The 19,639-nt window shown below is 66.5% G+C and carries 14 protein-coding genes; 4 read left to right on the top strand and 10 right to left on the bottom strand.

Features of this window, described 5'->3' with window-relative positions:
- Positions 1–39: 39 nt before the first annotated feature.
- Positions 40–420, bottom strand: coding sequence for a c-type cytochrome (locus AB4120_RS20650; protein ID WP_441642775.1), 381 nt, complete (start codon positions 418–420; stop codon positions 40–42).
- A gap of 261 nt (positions 421–681) precedes the next feature.
- Here AB4120_RS20650 and AB4120_RS20645 point away from each other — a divergent pair, with 261 nt between their 5' ends.
- A complete protein-coding gene (locus AB4120_RS20645) occupies positions 682–6,177 on the top strand; it encodes a trifunctional serine/threonine-protein kinase/ATP-binding protein/sensor histidine kinase (protein ID WP_441642774.1) in 5,496 nt (1,831 codons plus the stop codon).
- Here AB4120_RS20645 and AB4120_RS20640 read toward each other — a convergent pair.
- The 6 genes from AB4120_RS20640 to AB4120_RS20615 form a co-directional block, all read right to left on the bottom strand.
- Positions 6,149–7,714 (bottom strand): efflux transporter outer membrane subunit, encoded by a 1,566-nt coding sequence (locus AB4120_RS20640; protein ID WP_441642773.1) that lies wholly within the window; start codon positions 7,712–7,714, stop codon positions 6,149–6,151. The two genes, AB4120_RS20645 and AB4120_RS20640, sit on opposite strands and share 29 nt — an antisense overlap.
- 5 nt (positions 7,715–7,719) lie before the next feature.
- Complete coding sequence (locus AB4120_RS20635; RefSeq protein WP_441642772.1) at positions 7,720–9,702, bottom strand: glycosyltransferase family 2 protein; 1,983 nt, start codon at positions 9,700–9,702, stop codon at positions 7,720–7,722.
- 2 nt (positions 9,703–9,704) lie between these two features.
- A complete protein-coding gene (locus tag AB4120_RS20630) occupies positions 9,705–10,970 on the bottom strand; it encodes a hypothetical protein (RefSeq protein ID WP_441642809.1) in 1,266 nt (421 codons plus the stop codon).
- Between the two features lie 133 nt (positions 10,971–11,103).
- Positions 11,104–12,453, bottom strand: coding sequence for an HlyD family secretion protein (locus AB4120_RS20625; protein ID WP_187645143.1), 1,350 nt, complete (start codon positions 12,451–12,453; stop codon positions 11,104–11,106).
- A 449-nt stretch (positions 12,454–12,902) separates the two neighbouring features.
- Positions 12,903–13,064 carry a hypothetical protein gene (locus AB4120_RS20620; RefSeq protein WP_187645144.1) on the bottom strand — a complete coding sequence of 54 codons (162 nt, stop codon included), beginning with the start codon at positions 13,062–13,064 and terminating at the stop codon, positions 12,903–12,905.
- Positions 13,065–13,083: 19 nt separating this feature from the next.
- Complete coding sequence (locus AB4120_RS20615; RefSeq protein ID WP_149135941.1) at positions 13,084–13,848, bottom strand: SDR family oxidoreductase; 765 nt, start codon at positions 13,846–13,848, stop codon at positions 13,084–13,086.
- A gap of 131 nt (positions 13,849–13,979) precedes the next feature.
- On the opposite strand from AB4120_RS20615, the gene AB4120_RS20610 reads away from it, so the two are divergent.
- From AB4120_RS20610 to AB4120_RS20600, 3 genes are all read left to right on the top strand, one after another.
- Positions 13,980–14,891: a LysR family transcriptional regulator gene (locus tag AB4120_RS20610; RefSeq protein WP_149135942.1), complete on the top strand. Its 912-nt coding sequence runs from the start codon at positions 13,980–13,982 to the stop codon at positions 14,889–14,891.
- Between the two features lie 113 nt (positions 14,892–15,004).
- On the top strand, positions 15,005–15,145 hold the full coding sequence (locus AB4120_RS20605; protein ID WP_186296730.1) for a hypothetical protein: 141 nt from the start codon (positions 15,005–15,007) through the stop codon (positions 15,143–15,145).
- Positions 15,146–15,250: 105 nt separating this feature from the next.
- Positions 15,251–16,429 (top strand): DUF4382 domain-containing protein, encoded by a 1,179-nt coding sequence (locus tag AB4120_RS20600; RefSeq protein ID WP_149135943.1) that lies wholly within the window; start codon positions 15,251–15,253, stop codon positions 16,427–16,429.
- Between the two features lie 155 nt (positions 16,430–16,584).
- Here the strand turns inward: AB4120_RS20600 and chrE are convergent, their stop codons facing one another.
- From chrE to AB4120_RS20585, 3 genes are all read right to left on the bottom strand, one after another.
- Positions 16,585–16,926, bottom strand: coding sequence for a rhodanese family chromate resistance protein ChrE (chrE, locus tag AB4120_RS20595; RefSeq protein ID WP_149135944.1), 342 nt, complete (start codon positions 16,924–16,926; stop codon positions 16,585–16,587).
- A 99-nt stretch (positions 16,927–17,025) separates the two neighbouring features.
- Positions 17,026–18,225: a chromate transporter gene (locus AB4120_RS20590; RefSeq protein WP_441642771.1), complete on the bottom strand. Its 1,200-nt coding sequence runs from the start codon at positions 18,223–18,225 to the stop codon at positions 17,026–17,028.
- A gap of 47 nt (positions 18,226–18,272) precedes the next feature.
- A complete protein-coding gene (locus AB4120_RS20585; RefSeq protein WP_441642770.1) occupies positions 18,273–19,241 on the bottom strand; it encodes a chromate resistance protein ChrB domain-containing protein in 969 nt (322 codons plus the stop codon).
- Positions 19,242–19,639 lie beyond the last annotated feature (398 nt).

Here is a 19,639-nt window from a genome sequence, read left to right as displayed (position 1 = left end):
TGTGGGGAGTTGCTGGCCGGATTCTAGCGGAGACGGCCGTCAGCGCATCGTTTGCAGGAAGGCCAGCAGGTCGGTGATTTCGGCTTCGTCGCCGATGCCCCAGAAGCGCATCTTGTTGCCGGGCACCACCTTGTTCGGGGCGTGGATAAAGGCGCGCAGTGTCTCGGGGGTCCAGACCACCTTCGACTGCTTCATGGCTTCGGAATAGCGGTAGTCGGTCGTCGCGCCGGCTTGCCGGCCGACGATGGCGTTGAGATGAGGGCCGAAGGTGCCGCGCGCCGCCGGGCCAATTTTGTGGCAGGAGGCGCACTTGCGGTCGAACACGGCGCGGCCGGCCTCGATATTGCCGGCGGCGTGGGCGCTGGCCTGGATGGCGAGGCAGGCCATCAGTACGTTCAGCGCGATGAAAGGAAAACGCATGGTGGGTAAGCGAGGGGAATTGCAGCGGCCACAGTGTAGCCGCCCCCTCGGCTTTTCCCTCGGTCACCCGGCAAAAACGGCCGAATCACAAATCTACATGGCCTGATAACTATGATTATCTCGACCCGATGTTTAAGCCGACAACAGCGGCCTGCAAGACCCGATGTCATCGTGCCTAAGTGGTAACTTCGCCCGGCGGCCTCGTATATCCTGTCGCGACGTTTTCGCGCAGATGGATATAGGGACAGGGTGCCGGTGCCAATGGATAACAGAGTGCAGATGCTGTGGGACGATGGCGAGCGCGTCTTCCAGAGGGGGCAGCATCCGGGTAGCGGCAACGGGCAGACCGTTCTGCTGGCACGCCCCGCCGCCGAACACCCGCTCCCGGCCGCGCTGGATCGCCTCGCACACGAGTTTGGCCTGAAGGATGAATTGGACGGCAGTTGGGCCGCGCGGCCGCTGGCACTGGTGCACGAAGGGGGCCGGAGCCTGCTGATACTGGAGGACGCCGGCGGCGAGCCGCTTTCGCAGCATTTGGGCGTGCCCATGGAGACCGGGACCTATCTGCGGCACGCCATCGGTATCGCATCGGCGCTGGGCAAGCTTCACCAGCGCGGGCTGGTCCACAAGGATCTCAAGCCCACCCACATTCTGGTGAACTGCGCCGATGGCCAGGCGCGGCTCACCGGCTTCGGCCTTGCCTCGCGGCTGCCGCGCGAGCGGCAGGCACCGGAGCCGCCCGAGACCATCGCCGGCACGCTCGCCTACATGGCGCCGGAGCAGACCGGGCGGATGAACCGCTCGATCGACTCGCGCAGCGACCTCTATGCCCTGGGCGTCACGCTGTACCAGATGCTGACCGGCGTGCTGCCGTTCGTGGCCGCCGACGCCATGGAGTGGGTGCACTGCCATATCGCCCGGTTGCCGGTGGCGCCGCGCGTGCGGGTGGAGACCGTGCCGACCGCGCTCTGCGACATCGTCATGAAGCTGCTGGCCAAGACGGCCGAGGAGCGGTACCAGACCGCGGCCGGGGTCGAGCACGACCTGCGGCGCTGTCTGGCCGACTGGACGCGGCGGGGCAGTATCGATACCTTCCCGCTCGACGAACACGGCACGCGTGACCGGCTGCGGATTCCCGAGAAGCTGTACGGGCGGGAGCAGGAGGTCGACACGATGCTCGACGCCTTCGCCCGGATCGTGGACGGCGGCGTGCCGGAGATGGTGCTGGTCTCCGGCTATTCCGGCATCGGCAAGTCATCGGTCGTCAACGAGCTGCACCGGGTGCTGGTGCCGCCGCGCGGGCTGTTCGCGTCCGGCAAGTTCGACCAGTACAAGCGCGACATCCCGTACGCCACGCTGGTACAGGCCTTCCAGAGCCTGGCGCGCTCGCTGCTCGGCAAGCCCGATGCGGAACTCGAACGCTGGCGCGGCGCGTTGCTGGAGGCGCTGGAGCCCAATGCGCGGCTCATGACCGACCTGATCCCGGAACTGAAGCTGATCATCGGCGAGCCGCCGCCGGTGGCGGAACTGGAGCCCCAGCAGGCGCAGCACCGCTTCCTGCACGTCTTCCGGCGCTTCATCGGCGCATTCGCCCGGGCCGAGCATCCGCTGGCGCTGTTTCTCGATGACCTCCAGTGGCTCGACGCCGCCACGCTGGCCCTGCTGGAAGACCTGCTGAGCCACGCGGACCTGCGCTACCTGATGCTGATCGGCGCCTACCGCGACAACGAGGTGGACGACGCGCATCCGCTGACGGGCACGCTGCGGGCCATCCGCAGCAAGGGCGTCAGGATCGACGAAATCAGGCTGGCGCCGCTCACCGGCGGCCATGTCGAGCAACTGGTGGCGGAGTCGCTGCATGCCGAGCCGGCGCGCATCGCGCCGCTGGCGCAGTTGACCTGGGACAAGACCGTCGGCAACCCGTTCTTCGTAATCCAGTTCCTGCACGGGCTGGTCGATGGGAACCTGCTGACCTTCGACCATGCCGCCCGGCATTGGCGCTGGGATGCCGACCGCATCCACGCCAGGGGTTACACGGACAACGTGGTGGAGCTGATGGTGGGCAAGCTGGCCCGCCTGCCCGACGCGACGCAGCAGGCATTGCAGCAACTGGCCTGCCTCGGCAACGTCGCGGGGATCACGACGCTCTCGATCATCCTTGGCATGGCGGAAGGGCAGGTCCACGCGGTTCTCTGGGAGGCGATTCGCCAGGAACTGGTCGAGCGGCAGGAGGGCGCCTACGCCTTCGTGCACGACCGCATCCACGAAGCCGCCTATTCGATGATCCCCGAAGCCTCGCGCGCCGAGGCGCACCTCCGGGTGGGGCGATTGATTGCCGCCCAGACGCGGCCGGCGCAGCGCGAAGGCGCGATCTTCGAGATCGTAGGCCAGCTCAACCGGGGCGCCGCGCTGATCACCGAGCAGGACGAACGGGACCAACTGGCCGAATTCAACCTGCTGGCCGGCGAGCGCGCCAAGGCAGCCACCGCCTATGCCTCGGCGCTCACCTATTTCGCGGCGGGTGCGGAACTGCTGAACGACGATGGCTGGACCCGCCGGCATGCGGTGCGATTCGGGCTGGAGTCGGGCCGCGCCCAGTGCGAGTTCCTGTCCGGGCAGGCACCGGTGGCCGAAGCGCGGTTCGCGGCGCTGTCCGCGCGCGCCACGACGACCGTCGAACGCGCCGAGGTCACCTGCTGGCAGGTGGACATCTACGTGGTGCTCGGCCAGCGCGACAACGCCGTCGCCGTTTGCCTCGCCTTCCTCCGTCATGTGGGGATCGACTGGTCCCCGCGCCCGGACGTGGCGGCGGTGCAGGCCGAATACGCGCGTATCCGGTCGCAGCTTGGCAGCCGGCCGATCGATACCCTCATCGACCTGCCGCCGATGGAAGATCCCGCTTCGATCGGAACCGTCGAGGTCCTGATCAAGCTCTTCGTGCCGGCGTCGCATACGGATGCCAACCTCGCATCCCTGACGATCTGCAAGGCGACCAACCTCAGTCTCGAACACGGCAATGCCGATGCCTCGTGCGTGGCCTATACCAACGTGCCCCGGGTGATCGGGCGGCGCTTTGGCGACTACGCGCGCGGCTTCCAGTTCGGGCAGCTCGGCTGCGAACTTGCGGAGCGGCGCGGGCTCGATCACTACGAAGCCCGCACCTACCTGTCCGACGCGCTGTTCGCCCGACGCTGGGCGCAGCCTGTGCGCACCACCAACGACCAGTTGCGCCGCGCCTTCGATGCGGCGAACCGGACCGGCGACGTGCCCTTCGGCGCCTTCGTGTGTAACAGCCTCGCCGCCAACCTGCTGTTTATCGGCACGCCGCTGGCAGATACCCAGGGCGAAGCCGAACGCGGCCTGGCCTACGCGCGGATGAAGCGCTTCGGCCTCGTCATCGACTTCATGGAGACCCAGCTTGCGCTGATCCGGATGCTGCGCGGCCTGACGCCGGTATTCGGCAGCCTGGACGACGCGCAATTCAGCGAAGCCGAGGTCGAGGGCCGCCTGCCCACGGGCTCCATCCTGAACGCCTGCTGGTACTGGATCCGGAAGCTGCAGGCGCGCTATGTGGCCGGCGACCATGCCGGGGCCGTGGAAGCCGCGTCCCGGGCCCAATCGCTGCTGCCGGCCACGCACGGGTTTATCGAGGAGGGCGAGTACGTGTTCTACAGCGCGCTGGCCCGGGCCAGCCTGTGCACCGCCATGCCGCCGGATGACCGGCAGCCACATCTGGACGTCCTGGCTGCCCAGCAGCGCGAACTCCGCATCTGGGCCGATCTCTGCCCGGAGAACTTCGCCGGCCAAGCCGCGCTGGTGGCCGCCGAGATGGCCCGTCTCGAAGGCCGGATCGTGGATGCCGAACGGGGCTACGAGGCCGCCATCCAGCTCGCGCAGGATAGCGGATATGTGCACAATGAGGCTCTTTCCAATGAGCTCGCTTCCCGCTTCTACGCGGCGCGCGGTCTGGAGAAGGTCGCCCGTGTCTATTTGCGGGACGCCCGCTACGGCTACCTGCGCTGGGGCTCGGCCGGGAAGGTGCGGCAGCTGGAGGCTGAATATCCGCACCTGCGGACGGAGGAAGCCGCGCCCGGGGCGACGAACACGATCACCACGCCGGTCGAACATCTCGACCTCGCCACCGTGATCAAGGTGTCGCAGGCCGCCTCGGGCGAAATCGTCCTGGACAACCTGATCGAGATGATCATGCGCACGGCCATTGAACAGGCCGGCGCGGAACGCGGCCTGCTGATCCTGTCGGACGCCTGCGACCTGCGGATCGCGGCGGAAGCCACGACCGGCAGCGACGCGATCCTGCTTGAACTGGGTGCAGCGCCCGTGAGCGCGGCCATGCTGCCGGAATCGGTCCTCTACCACGCCCTGCGCACACGCGAGAACGTGTTTCTCGACGACGCCGTGGCCGAACCGTCCTTTTCCGCCGATCCCTACATTCGCCGGCATCGCGCCCGCTCCGTGCTCTGCCTGCCGCTGACGAACCAGACCAAGCTCATCGGCGCGCTGTACCTCGAAAACAACCTGACCGCCCGCGTGTTTAGCCCGGCCCGGATCGCGGTGTTGAAGCTGCTGGCCTCGCAGGCCGCAATCTCGCTGGAGAACGCCCGGCTGTACCGCGACGTAGCGGAACGGGAAGCGAAGATCGGGCGGCTCGTGGACGCCAACATCATCGGGATCGTGGTCTGGCGGGGTGAGGGAACGATTCTGGACGCCAATGAAGCCTTCCTGTGCATGGTGGGATATGAGCGGGAGGAACTGGTCTCGGGGCGTGTGGGCTGGGACGATCTGACGCCGCCGGAATTGCGCCAGATCAACCACCACGCACAGGCCGAGGTCGAACGGACGGGGCACGCCCAGCCGTTCGAGAAGGCGTACGTCAGGAAGGATGGCAGCCGCGTGCCGGTCATCGTCGGCTTGGCCACGTTCGGAGCCGGCCGGAAGGAAGGCGTGGCATTCGTGCTCGACCTGACCGAGCGCAAGCAGGCGGAGGCGCGGCTCCACCAGGGCGAGCAGCGATACCGCGAAATCCAGGCCGAGCTGGCCCATGCCAACCGCGTGGCCACCATGGGGCAGCTGGCGGCCTCAATCGCGCACGAGGTCAGTCAGCCGATTGCCGCGACGGTGACCAATGCCCAGGCGGCGCTACGCTGGCTGGGCGCCCAGCCGCCCAATCTCGATGAGGTGGGTCTGGCGCTCAGCCGTATCGTCAAGGACGCCAACCGCGCGGGAGACGTGCTCGGGCGCATCCGCCAACTGATCAAGAAGGCGCCGCCGCGCAAGGAGCGGGTGGACATCAATCAGGCGATCGGCGAGGTGGTCGCGCTGACGCGCGGCGAAGCCGACAAGGGCCGTGCCACCGTGCAGGCGGCGCTTGCGGACGGCTTGCCGGGCATCGAAGGCGACCGCGTGGAGTTGCAGCAGGTGCTGCTCAACCTGATCATGAACGCACTGGAGGCCATGGTGGGCATTGACGACGGCGTCCGGCAGTTGCACATCCGCACGGCGCAGGCCGAGGCTGGCACCGTGCTGGTGACGGTGACCGACACGGGGCCGGGCTTTGCGCCGCATGACGCCGACCGCGTGTTCGCGCCGTTCTACACGACCAAGGCCACCGGCCTGGGCATGGGGTTGTCGATCTGCCGGTCGATCATCGAGGCCCACGGCGGCCGGCTCTGGGCGAGCCCGAACCAGCCCCGGGGCGCCGTGGTTCAGTTCACCGTGCCTGCGCAACCGGCTGGGTGACCGCCGGCGTGACAGTCTTGGCGGCGGGGGCGGCTGGCGCCCCGGGCGCGGGCTGGGCCGGTTGGGCCGGCTGGGCCACCGTCGCCTGGGTCCACCCGCCGCCGAGCGCCTTGTACAGGCCCACCCGGCTGGTCAGCCGCGCGAGGCGGATCGTCACCAGCGTCTGCTGGGCGTTGTAAAGCTGCCGCTGCGCGTCGAAGACCCCGAAGTAGTCATCCACCCCGTTCTTGAAGCGGATTTCCGACAGGCGCCGCGTCTCGGTGATTTCCTTTGCCAGTGCCTCCTGGGCAGCGGCCTGACGGTCGTAGGTGCCGCGCGCGGCCAGCCCGTCGGCCACCTCGCGGAAGGCGCCCTGGATGGTCTTCTCGTAGGCGGCCACGTTGATGTCCTTCTGCACCTCGGAGACGGTCAGCCGGGCCTGATTGGCGCCCGCGTTGAAGATCGGCAGGGTGATCTGCGGCGCGAAGACCCAGGCCATGCCGCCCGAGAACAGCCCCGCCAGCGTGCTGCTGGCCGCGCCGACGCTGGCAGTGAGCGAGATGGTCGGGAAAAAGGCCGCCCGGGCCGCGCCGATATTGGCGTTGGCCGCCTTGAGCCGGTGCTCGGCGGCCATGATGTCCGGCCGCTGCTCGAGCACGGTGGAGGACAGCCCGGCCGGCAATTCGGCCACGAAAGCGTTGTTCTCGAAGGGCTGCGGCGCCGGCAGGTCGGTCGGCAGCGGCCCGCCGATCAGCAGCGCCAGCGCATTTTCGTCCTGCGCCACCTGGCGCGTGTATTGCTCCACCCCCACGCGCGCCGTCTCCAGCTGGGTCTGGGCGCGATGCATGTCGAGCTGGGCCATGCCGCCGGCGCGCTTGCTGCGGTCGATCATCTGCGCGGCGTCTTCCTGCACCTTGAGCGTGTCCTGCGAGATCTTCAGCAGTTCCTGATCGGCCCGGAGCGTCAGGTAGGCGCTGGCGACCTCGGCCACAAGACTGATTTGCGCGCTGCGACGCACCTCTTCGATGGCGAGGTACTGTTCCAGCGCTTCGTGCTTGAGGCTGCGCACCCGGCCAAACAGGTCCAGTTCGAAGGTATTGAAGCCCACGCCGGCCGCCCATGCATTGATGACCGGGTCTTGCCCGGGCGGGCGCAGGTCGCCGCTGATGCGCGAACTGGCAAAGCCGGCGCTACCGTTGATGGCCGGGAACTGCGCCGCCCGCTGGATGCGGTACTGCGCGCGCGCCTGATCGATCGACAGCGTGGCAATGCGCAGGTCGCGGTTGTTGGCCAGCGCGAGTTCGATCAGTCGGCGCAGGCGCGCATCGGTGAAGAAATCCTCCCAGCCCAGGCTGGCGGCGGGCGCCTGTGCCTGCGGTGCTTGCGCGGCCTGTCCGGCGGATGCACCGGCGGCCCCGGTTTGATAGGCGGCGCCGGTCGGCCATTGCTGGGGCACGGCCGAATCGGGCCGCTGGTAGGTGGGTTCGAGCGTGCAGGCGGCCAGCGCCAGCGGGAGCAGGGGAACCAGGTAGCGCATCGTCGTGATTTTCTTGGTCATGGTGGTCATCCCGAAAAAGCGCGTCGCAGCAGCTGGGCGATGGCCACGCCGGGCCGGCCGCGGTCTGCGATGTTGTGGGCGGGCTCGCTGAACAGCAGGCGGATCAGTCGGTGGCGGGCGGCCGTGTCGGGGCGCAGTGCCACGCCGGCGAGGTTGCCGCGCGCACGCGCCACGCGGCAGGGCACCCAGCCCAGCGGTTCCAGCCAGATCGCCCCTTCGGCGCCGGCCATGCCGCGCGTGACCGCCGCATTGCCGTCGAGCAGCAGGCCCGCGCCGTTGCAGGAGAGGTCGCGCGTGGTGCCGTGGAATTCGTAGGCCAGGCCATCCTTGCCGTAGAGCCGCAGCACGGCGCGCTCCCGGTGCGGAAAGCGCTCTTCCTTGCGGGGGCGCGGCAGTTCGAAGCACACCAGCAGGGAGGCGAAGTACAGCACCATCGACACCAGCGTCCAGCCGATGTTGAAGGCCAGGCCGGGCGCCGAGCCATCGGCGGCCACGGCGCGCGCCAGCCCCATGCCGGTGAGCAGGAACATGCCGCCGTAGAGCGCGGCGAACTTGCCGTGGATCACCAGCTTCGAGCGGTCCAGCCCCTTGTTGGTGACCTTGAACGGCCGCCCGAACGGCTTGAACACGGCGCTGGCCAGCGTGGCGGTGACCGCCAGCGCCGCCACGATCTGGGTGACCTCGGTGAAGATCGGCATCGCCCGCGAGCCAGTGATCCAGATGCTGTAGGCCCAGTACAGCAGCAGCGCCGGTACGCCATAGGCCAGGAACTGGGCCGGATCGCCATACAGCGTCGGCACGTTGAAGTACCAGTAGAGCAGGGGGCCGGCCAGCAGCATCAGCGTGAACGGGCGGCTGACCCAATGGAGCAGGCCGTGGATGTAGTGCAGCCGCTGCCGCAGCGAGTAGCCGCGCCCGCGCAGGGGGCCGTCGGCAGTGAGCGCCACCTGGATCGTGCCCAGCCCCCAGCGGCTGCGCTGGCTGATGTACTCGGGCAGGCCCTCGGCGGACAGGCCCACGCTGAGCCGCTCGTTGAGCCAGCGCGTGATGTAGCCGTGCGGCATCAGGCGGTAGGTCAGGTGGATGTCCTCGGTGACCGTGCCGGTTGGGAATCCGCCGATCTTGGCCAGCGCGTCGCGCCGCACCACGAACGAGGTGCCGATGCAGAACGCGGTGCCCCAGGCGTCCTTGGCCGGCTGCATCACGTCGAAGAAGGCGCGCTGCTCATCCACCCAGCATTCGGTGGAGCGCAGGTTGTACTGGATCGGGTCGGCGTTGTAGTAGAACTGCGGCGTCTGCACCACGCCGACCACGGGGTCATCGAACAGGCCGATGGTGCGCAGCAGGATGTTCCGGTTCGGCGCGAAGTCCGCGTCCAGCACCATGATGAACGGCGCACCGCCCGCCTCGGCGCTGTGCTGCAGCCCGTTGTTGAGGTTGCCGGCCTTGGCGTGGGCGTTGTCCGGCCGGGTCACGTAGCGCGCGCCAACCGTGCCGCAGAAGGTCTTGAGCCAGTCGCGCCGGGTATCGTCGAGCACCCAGACGCGGAAGTTGGGGTAGTCAATGGCCAGCGCGGCGACGATGGTCTTTTCGAGCACGTCCAGCCCCTCGTTGTAGGTGGCGATGAAGATGTCCACCTGCGGCACCTCGGGGCTGCGGCGCAGCGCCGCCTCGCCGGCATCGGCTGCCGCGCTATGGTCCGAGGTGCGCGTCAGCGTGACGATGGAGATCAGCGTGTAGGCAATCGTCAGGGTCTCGAAGCCGAAGAAGGCGTACGACCACACGCTCGGGAAGTCCAGGCGCCAGTCCGGCAGGGTCTGCGCGCAGCGCCAGACGTAGTAGCACGACAGCAGCACCCCGGCGGCGATGCCGAACAGCCAGCGGTCCGCCGCCCGATGGCGGCTGCCGCGCAGGCACAGCACCGCGATCAGGAAGGCGCCGGCGTTGATCTCCATCAACATCCGGTTCTCGAGAAAATCGGCGAACATCGTCACTCCTTGTTGGCGACATTGGCGGTGTCGGCCTGACGTCCGCCGGGCTGGAACGGATTCCAGCCGGCCGCGGCCAGGATGGCCCACGCGGTGGCCCCGAGGTGGGGCAGGTGGTAGTAGTAGAAATCGTCGGTGGTGCTGTCCGGGCCGATCTGGAGGCCAGTGCGGATGCGGCGCTCGGGCGTGGCGTAGAGGTAGCCCGAGGGCGCCCGCTGGGCCAGCAGCAGCGGCCAGAGCGGGCGGGCCTCGTCCTCGCGGCCCATGGCACGCAGGACCAGCGCGGCCTGTCCGGTGCCTTCCGTCCAGACGCCATCGGGGCTGGCATTGAAGCCGTAGCCGCCGCCCACGGCATGGCGGCTGCGCGTCCAGTCCAGCGCGCGGCGCCAGCCGTTGGCCGATTCGGGCACGGCGATCAGCGGCCATAGCGAGGCATCGAGCGCGGACGGGCCGCCGTTGAGCGTGCGGCCATCGTCGCGCGTGCCGATAACGAAGCGACCTTCGCCGGGCTGCCACATAGCTTCCACGAAGCGCCTGGCGCGGTCCGCGCCGGTGCGCCAACGCGGGTCATTGCTGTAGCGACCCAGCCAGCGGAAGGCCGCGTAGGCATCGACGTTGTGTTCGGTGGACTTCCAGCCCTGCCGCTGCGGCGCGGGCTCATGGCCGAAAAAGCCGCCGATGAAGGCCGCCGGGGCCTCGCTGGCAAATGTCTGCTTGTCGATCCAGCCCATCAGCGTGCCGGCGGTGTCCAGGTAGCGGCGGTCCTGCGTCGATTCATAGACCGCCAGCAGCAGCAGCGCGGCCCAGGCGACGTTGCCGGTGGCCGTGCCCACCTGGTAGCGGTCTTCGAACCATTTCTTGCTCGGCTCGTCCCACCAGCCCGGCAGCGGCACCGGCCCATCGGGCACGGCGCCGGCGCGGTAGGCGTTGCGCACGCGGCCATCGTGGTAATGGCGGTCACGCGTGACGCCGGCCACCACGCCATCGGCAATCCGGCGCGCGGCGGCGGGCTGCCCGCAGGCAATCAGCGCGATGCCGGCCAGCGCGTTGTCATAGACAAAGGCCGACTGGCGCAGCGGGGCGGGCAGGGGCTCGCCACCGGGGGCGGGCTCGTAGCTGCCGAGCATGACCGGGCCCTTGCCGGGCAAGGCGCCGACGCGGGCGGTCAGCGCCTGGCAGGCACCCTCGCGCAATTGTTGGCGGGCCGCATCGGGCGGCGCGGAGGGTGCAGCCATGGCGCAGGGCGGCGTGGCGAGCGCGGCGGCCATCAGGCAGGCCCCCGCGCACGTCAGCGCCGGAGAGGGTAGGGAATAACGCTGCACGGCGAGGTCTCCTTCCTGCGGGCGTGGGGAACGTGGCGGAGGGCCGGATCTGGTCGAACGCAATCGAACGCGGTCGGACTCAGATCAGGCTCTTGAACCACGGGCGATCGAGGCTGACCTTGGCCCAGTGGCCGAGCGCGCAGCGGTCCGTGCCGCTGCCGCTGCTGCCGGGCAAGTCAGGAAGAGGCTTGTTCAGCTTGGCAATCAGATAGATCTCGTTCTTCTCGATGGGCGGGAAGGGCACGAAGTAACGCGCCTGGTCGCCATCGGGGGCGCGCGGCAGGATCTCGGCCACGGCGCCAGACAGCGGCACAGCCACGCCATCGACCTGCACCTTGACCTTTGCCCCGGGCAGGAGGTCCTTGCTGAGGCTGCGCGGGAACACGGCCACCACGCTCGGCTGGGCGCAGTTGGTGGTGCGCATCAGCGTGGCGCCGGCCGCCACGCGCGTGCCCGGCGGGGCGGTCACGTCCTCGACAATGCCGCCGCCATAGGCCTTGATGTCGAGGTTGGAGACGCGCTCCACGCGCTCCTGCTCGGCGGCGACGAGCTTGTCGACCGACTGGCCATACTCCTCCAGCTGCTTGATCTCGGCCTCCAGCTGCACGTTCTCGGCGCGCAACTCCTCCTGCCGTTGCGCGAGCGAGCCCAGCGCGCCATCGGTACTCGACATGTATACCTTGCCGCGCGCCGCCTCACTGCTGCCGCGCGCGGTGTCCAGCTCGGCCTGGATCGCATCCCGGTTGCCAGCCAGCACGGTGAGCTGGTTGCGCGACGCATCGGTATAGGCCTGGCTCACCGCCCCGGCCCACTGCATGGCCTGGTTGCGATTGACCAGGTCGGTCTGCTGGTCGATCTGCTGCTTGGCCACGCTCAGGCGCGCCTCGATGCCGCGCAGCTTGGAGGCGTGCTCGCGCTGCGCCGCCGACTGGTAGCGCTTGATGTCGTCGCCCGTGGATGCCAGCCGCGCCTGGTTGCCCTCGAGCTTGGCCTTGGCGGCTTCATAGCGCTTCTGGTTGTCGAGCTGCTTGCCGAGCAGTTCCACCAGCAGCGAGCGGTCGATGTTGGGATTCTGGAGCGTCATCAGCGACTGCCCCTGCGCGAAGGTGCCGCCCACGGCCACGATCTGCTTCGTCACGATGCCTTCCACCGGCGTGGTGACGAGGTTCACGGGACTGTTCACCACGGCACGCTCGGAAGACCGCGTGAACACGGGCGGGAACATCACCGAGAGGACCACCCAGATGATGAAGGCCACCATCCCATAGCTGGCCAGCCGCGGCACGATCTGCCACAGCGGCCGCAGGCTCAGCGTGCCGCCGCGGCGCGCGACGAGGGGATCGTCGAGCTTGCCGCCGGGCGGGGGTGCAGGGGAGGTGGGCCGGCGCGTCGGCAACGTTGGTTTGTTGTCGGGCTTCTCGTTCTGCATGCCATCCTCCGAACAATAGTCAGCGCCCGCCAAAAACGGGCAAAAGCGTCCCCGCCGCGATGGCCGGAGCGCATCGCGGAAATCGCGGACAAAAGTGCGCCTCGCACGCGGTGTTGGCGCGCGCGCATGCGCAACGTCGTCGTCCCCAGGTAGTTCTTATGCGCGTGGTCCCGGGCGGTTGCTACGCGCCGGAACTGGCTTGTTTCCAGACCGGGCAGGCAGGCCGGTCATTTGAGGGGTCCACCAACGCGGACCGGTACAGCGAGGCGTTACACGCCCATTGATGCTCCGTCACACCATATCGCGGATGGGATCGGCATGGCGTTGCCGGAGCGATTCAAAGGTAGTCAGTTTGACCGGGGCGTGCTGTAAGGAAGTGTAAGGACTGTATATCGCGACACTTAGTACGGCCGTTCGGTTGGCCACGTGCGACAAGGGTCATGCACGCGTCACGTCGCACCATTAATTAAGCGGTGACAGGAGAGCACTGCATCAGGGCATGATGCAATGTCTCGGTGCAGGTGTGATGGCGGGAAGCGTGGGAGGAAATGCACGCGGAACAGCCGCTTGCCGAACGGCGCGTTGACGACGTTGACGATGGCATCGGCCATGATGGACTCCGCGCTTGAATCAGATGATGCCGCCGTTGACGCGGAGGGTCTGCCCGTTGACCCATGCGCCGTCGGGGCCGGCCAGGAAGGCCACGGCACTGGCGATGTCCTCCGGCGCGCCCAGGCGCTCCAGCGGGGCGAGCCGGGCGAGGTTGTCGATGACTTCCTGCGGCTTGCCGTCGAGGAACAGGGCGGTGGCGGTGGGGCCGGGCGCCACCACGTTGACCGTGATGTTCCGGCCGCGCATTTCCTTGCTCATCACGTGCGTCATGGCTTCCACACCGGCCTTGGTGGCGGCGTACACCGCGTAGGCGGGTTGGTACAGGCCGACCACGCTCGACGACAGGTTGATCACGCGGCCGCCGTTACGCAGGCGGCGCGACGCTTCGCGCATCGTGTTGAACGTGCCCTTGAGGTTGATGGCGACCTGGCTGTCGAACAGCGCGTCATCGCTATCGGCCAGCTTCGCCAGTTTCATGACGCCGGCGTTGTTGACCAGGACGTCCACACCGCCGAACGCGGCTTCGGCGGCGCCGAACATGCGCGCCACGGCGGCCGGATCGGCCACATCGGCCTGTTCCGGAATCGCGCGGCCGCCAGCGGCTTCGATCTCGGCCACCAGCGCCTCGGCCTCACGGGCGCTGCCGGCGTAGTTGACGACGACGGTGAAGCCGTCCTGCGCCAGCCGCCGGGCGATGGCGGCGCCGATGCCGCGCGAGGCGCCGGTGACGATGGCGACCTGCTGGTTGGACTTGGCTTGGGTGCTGTTCTGGGTGTTGCTCATGGTTGTTCTCCGGTGTTGGATCACCGCAATCGCTGCGGGTTGAATGCACTATGGGCGATTGGAGGGGATAGATAATCGGTCTAGAATTGCCCGCACTTGTTCTGGCAGGGAAACAATCGGCGGAGGATGGGGTGGACCGGTTTGACGCAATGCGACTGTTTACGCGGGTGGTGGAGCGGCGCAGCTTTACGCTGGCGGCGCACGACATGGAGGTGCCGAGATCGACGGTGACCAAGGTCATCCACGACCTGGAAGGCCGGCTTGGGGTGCGGTTGCTGCAGCGGACCACACGCGTGGTCCGGCCAACGCTGGACGGCGAGGCCTACTACCGGCGCTGCCTGACCATCCTGGACGACATCGAGGACGCCGAGGGCGCCTTCAACGGCACGGTGCCGAAAGGGCTGCTGCGGCTGGAGGTGCAGGGCACGCTGGCGCGCCATTTCCTGCTGCCGGGCTTTCCGGACTTCCTCGCCCGACATCCACACATCCAGATTTCCATGAGCGAGGGCGACCGATGGGTCGATATGGTGCAGGAGGGCGTCGATTGCGTGCTCCGCTACGGCAAATTGCCGGATAGCGAGCTGGTGGCGCGGCAAGTGGCAATGCTGGACCGGCTGACCTGCGCCACGCCGGCCTACCTGGAGCGGTTCGGCACGCCAACAAGCCTGACATCGCTCGACGGGCACCAGATGGTGGGTATCCGATCTGTGACGACGGGCAATGTCACGCCACTGGAGTTCAACGTACGCGGGGAAATGCAGGCGGTATCGATTCCGGCCGCCCTGACCGTGACCGGGACGGAAAGCTACCTTGCCGGGATCAAGCTGGGGTTGGGGCTGGCCCAGGTGCCGCGCTTCCATATCGAACGGGAACTGGCCAACGGCGAACTGGTGGAGGTCATGACGGACATGCCGCCACCCTCGGCGCCCGTCTCGCTGCTGTATCAGCGGTCTCGGCAACTATCGCCGCGGGTGAGGGCGTTTCTAGACTGGGCAGCCCGGGAATTTGCGGAGCGATGCAGAAAAGAGACGGAACATGACTGATTAAGCATATATCCCGTTATTCTTGGCTTCTGGTGATATACCACATACAAAATATTTACAGATGCTGCGACGCATCATATAATGGAAACTCCTAAACGCAGTTGGAGTGCTTCATGGAAGTCGCAACCCTCTTCGCCCTTGCCGTCGCGTTCCTGTTCTCGGGCGTCAGTGTCACCATGGCCATCGCCGATATCGTTGATCCCAAAGGGGAACGGGGCGCCGCAGGGGAACTGGTGGACGTGCGGATTGGCTAAAACTGCATGTGTTGCGGCAGCATTACATTGGTTACGATTGTGTCACTTATCTGATACAACTTCGCCACTAAGCTCCGGATACCCACAACAGAAGAGGTATCCAAAATGGCGCGACACAACATATATGGCGGCGTTGCCCTGAGCCTGGGCGGCGCCGTGCTGCTGGCCGCATGCGGCGGCGGTGGCGGCGATGATCCGCCTACACCCGGGCCGGCCAATGGCACGCTGCGCGTTCAAATGACCGACGCACCGGCGTGTGGCTACGACCATGTCTATGTGACCGTGAATCGCGTGCGTGTCAACGGCAGTCCGGATGCGGACGACAATGGCTCGGGTTGGGTCGATATCCCGGTCAGTCCGGCGCAGCGGATCGACCTGCTGTCGCTGACAAACGGCGTGCTGGCCACGCTCGGCCAGACCGCACTGCCAGCCGGCAACTATCAGCAGATTCGCCTGGTTCTGTCGCCAAATAGCGGCAACGCGCTGTCGAACTCGGTGGTGCCTACCGGCGGGGCCGAAACCGCGCTCGACACCCCGAGCGCTGCGCAAAGCGGCTACAAGATCATCCGCCCGTTCACGGTGGCACCCGATACGCTCACCGACCTGATCCTCGACTTCGACGCCTGCAAGTCCGTGGTTCCGCGCGGCAATGGCGGCTACAACCTGAAGCCCGTGGTCACCGCGCTACCGGTGGTGGTCAGCGGCAAGGTGTCCGGCGCACTGACGCCGGCCCAGGCCGGCGCTACCGTCTACGCGGAGCGGGGCGGGGTGGTGGTCAAGGCCACCGTCGCCGATGCCAATGGCAATTTCGTGCTGTCGCCGATCGAGCAAAGCACCTCATCGGGCAACGTGGACGTGGTGATCGTGCCAACGGGCCGCGCCACCGGCATCGTTCGCAGCGTACCCGTGGTCGCCGGCAGCAATACCGTGGTATCCACCCAGGGCGCGCCGATCGACCTGCCTGTCTCCACGATCCGCACGGTCTCCGGCACCGTCTCGCCAGCCAGCGCCCAGGCGAGCCTCCGCGCCATACAAAACACGTCCGGCCAGAACTTCACCATCAGCACCACCTTCGCCAACGTGACATCGGGGGCCTACAGCATGGCGCTACCGGCTGCCGCACCAATGGTCGGCACCTATTCGACGACGCTGCCCATCCCGCTGACCGCCGCCAGCACCGCGGCCGGCAAATACACGATCGAAGCCACCAGCATCAACGGCCCGATCCAGACCCAGCCAGCCGACGTGAGCGCCGGCAACGTGGGCGCTAATTTTGCGTTCTGAGGGTTGATGGGCTGATGAGTGGAATGAAAAACCCGCCGATTTGTTGAAAGTGGCGGGTTTTTCGTCGTTCGGGGTGGGGAGGGCTGGTTTGGTGTCGTCGATTTGCATAATTTTGTTACCGCAAGCTCCCCAGCCCGGTTCACGCCTGATTCATTTCATGGTTCTGCCCGCGATGGTTTGCTGATCGTAGGGTGACTACCGGCGGTCCATTCTTCAAGACCGCCGAGCAGATACGTTGCGTCGAACCCCATCGCCTCCAGCAGTGCTGCGCAGTTGCGGCCGACCTCATGGCCGCGGACGCAATAGACGACCACGGGGCGGGTCGCGTCGAGGCTTGGAGCCCAGTTGCCAGGCTCATCAGGATCGCGCCAGATGGCGCCGGCAATCATCTGCCCACTCGCGTCGAACGCGGCCTTGCGTCGGACGTCGATCAATTGCGGTGAGCCGGAGGTCTGCAAGGCGGCGACAAGTTCAAGGGAGGAGATGGCATTTGGCATGAGAGAACCTGCTTCGGACATTGGCATACCTGGCAGCCTGTGGGCTTGCCAGCGGTTTCGCTTCGTCGTTCATCGTGTGTCCTGTTCGGGTTCGGCCTTTCAGTGATGCAGCAGCGGAAAGGCGACCAGTCCGATCAAGGCGGCTCCGGCGACGATCATAGGCTCCGGCAATTTCCTGAAACTCAGCAGCAATGCGACGGTGACAAGCGCCAGCAATGCAGTCGGGATATCCACGATTGAGCGCTTGGCCAGCACGATGACTGCCCCGGTAATGGCGCCGATGGCGGCTGCCGTGACCCCATCCACGAATGCAAGGATGGCAGGCAGCTTGCCGTATTTCTTGAAGTAGGGCGCCGGCAGGATGGTGAACAGGTAGCACGGCAGGAAAGTGGCAGCCGCCGCCACACAGGCACCGGGCAGCCCCGCCACAAGGTAGCCAATAAAGCCGACGGTGATGACAACCGGGCCGGGCGTGATCATGGCTACCGCTACGGCATCGACAAACTGCTTGTCGTTCAGCCAGTGATGTTCGGTCACCACGCCACCGTACAGGAACGGCACGATCGCAAGTCCGGAGCCGAAGACGAATGCACCGGCCTTGGCAAAGAACACACCGATTTGCGAGAGCAGCGGCCAGTCCACGGTACTCAGCATGCCGCTTGCCGCCGGCAATGGAGGTGCCGCTATCGGGTTGAGCTTGCCTTGCCGCAGCCATTTCGGCGGCGCACGCCAGAACCAGACCAATATCCCGGCAGCGAGGAACAGCCACGCGACCTCCGATTCGGTGATCACCGTGACGGCCACGAGTATCAGATAGACGAACCACAGCAGCTTGTCTTTGCCTACGTTCTTCCTGGTGAGCTTGTAGGCGCTGATTGCGATGATGCCGATCACCGCCGCGCCCACGCCGTAGAACACCGACTGCATCCAGGTTAGACCGCCGAAGCGGACATAGGCCCAGCCGAGCGCCAGCACCATCAGGAATGATGGCAGCACGAAGGCGACACCAACGAGTGTGGCACCGAGGATGCGGTAGTGCACGTATCCGAGGTAGATCGCGAGCTGAGCGGCGAGCGGGCCCGGCGCCAGTTGCGCGAGAGCAAGCCCCTCCTTGTAGTCAGCATCGGTAATCCACTGCCGCGCATCGACGAGATCCCGGTGCATATAGCCGGCAAGCGCCACCGGACCGCCGAATCCCAGGGTGCCGAGTCGCAGGAAGTACATCACCAGTTGCCGCAGCGTGTAACGGGGGCGTTCGTTTGCAGGAGAGGCGGAGGCGGGTGGCTGGGGCGAGTTCATGTTGTCTTGCGTGGGAGACGTCCGGAAACTTGGGAACAGGCAACGACCTAGCGTTTGCGCGAGCTGGAAAAGTGCGTGTAAAGCGAGTCGAGGACGGCCCCGACTTCCTCCAGCAGCGCATCGTCATCGGGCAGGCGCTCGCGTGTGCCCGCCAGTACCGCTTCGAAACCACTGGCCTCCGCAACGGGCGCGCCGCCGATGTCGAGCACGTGAACCATCTGGCCCAGGCGCGCCAGTCCCTTGTTCTCGTCCAGCCCGAAGCTCGCGAGCAACACCTCGAAGGAAACGCGGTCGCCGACATGCGTGAACGTCGCGCCATCGAAGTCGAACCCCAATGCTTCCTCCGGGCATTGGCGAATGTCCTCCAGCCAGAGGAAGGAGGCGTGGGGGTCGATAAAGCGCCGGATCAGCCAGGCACAGGCAACACGGTCCACCCAGAGGTGCTGTCGTGTTGCCCAGCGTCGCCCCTGGTATTGGGTTGGGTCGCGCCTCGGAATCGTGCCCGCGATGCCCTGCGGTTCGCCTGGCGAAAGCATGATGTCGATGGCTGCATTGAAATCGCGCCACTGTGCTTCGGCACGGACCGAGGCTTCATTCGGGAAGTAATCAATCTTGCGGATCGCATCGTATCCGCGACCGTACCGGCGAGCCATGCGCAGGAGGTCTGCTTCGTCTGTCTCCGCCCACGTCGCCCGAGCACTGGAGAGTTCTGCCATCCAGTCTGCGTATTCGGGAGCCCGATCGAACAACGCGCGGTACTCGGTATCTTGCTGTGTGTCGGTGGCCTGGACGGAAAGCGTCCAGACCTTGCCATCCTCGCTGGCCGCGTCTGTGGCCAGGGCCTGCAACGGTTCTCGCAAGCCTGCGATGTCGGGCAGCAAATAGACCCCGTCACGTAACGCAGCCGCACCGAACGCCTTGATGCCGCGCCAGAAGCGCATGCGCGCGGTAGCGGCCGATGTGGGTAGGCTGACCACCAGCACTACCCAGGGGGAAGGGAATTGAAGAGCAGTCATGCGCCCAGCTTAGTGGGTCGTAGGTGCCGCTTCAATGTTGTAGAGATCTCTACGATCAAATCGGGGCGGCAGATTGATAAGTGGTTAATTCACCACATTATTCTTCACGGGCTCGCGACAAGAAACATTCCCAGCGATGCCGGCTTGATCTGGTTGGCTTTAGTGGCTCTCCCTGCAACGGGAGATTGTTGCAGCCGTGTGAGTTTGAGCGAGCCCGGGGAGATCCGTATTATATTTAACATAATACGCATTATGTGTGTGATTGATGTTGGCGCTAAATAGTAATGTCGTATCTGAGCCAAATAGAAATGTCGCCCCCTTAGCCAAGGCTGGCATTCTGGCGGTTTCCCGTCTGCGCAAGACCGGAGGCCGCCATGCCGATGCCCGAGTCCATCACG

This window comes from Cupriavidus sp. 2KB_3 (assembly GCF_052115685.1).
Lineage (GTDB): Bacteria > Pseudomonadota > Gammaproteobacteria > Burkholderiales > Burkholderiaceae > Cupriavidus > Cupriavidus campinensis.
Note: the sequence above shows the minus strand (reverse complement) of the source record. Positions and strands in the feature narration are given on the sequence as shown.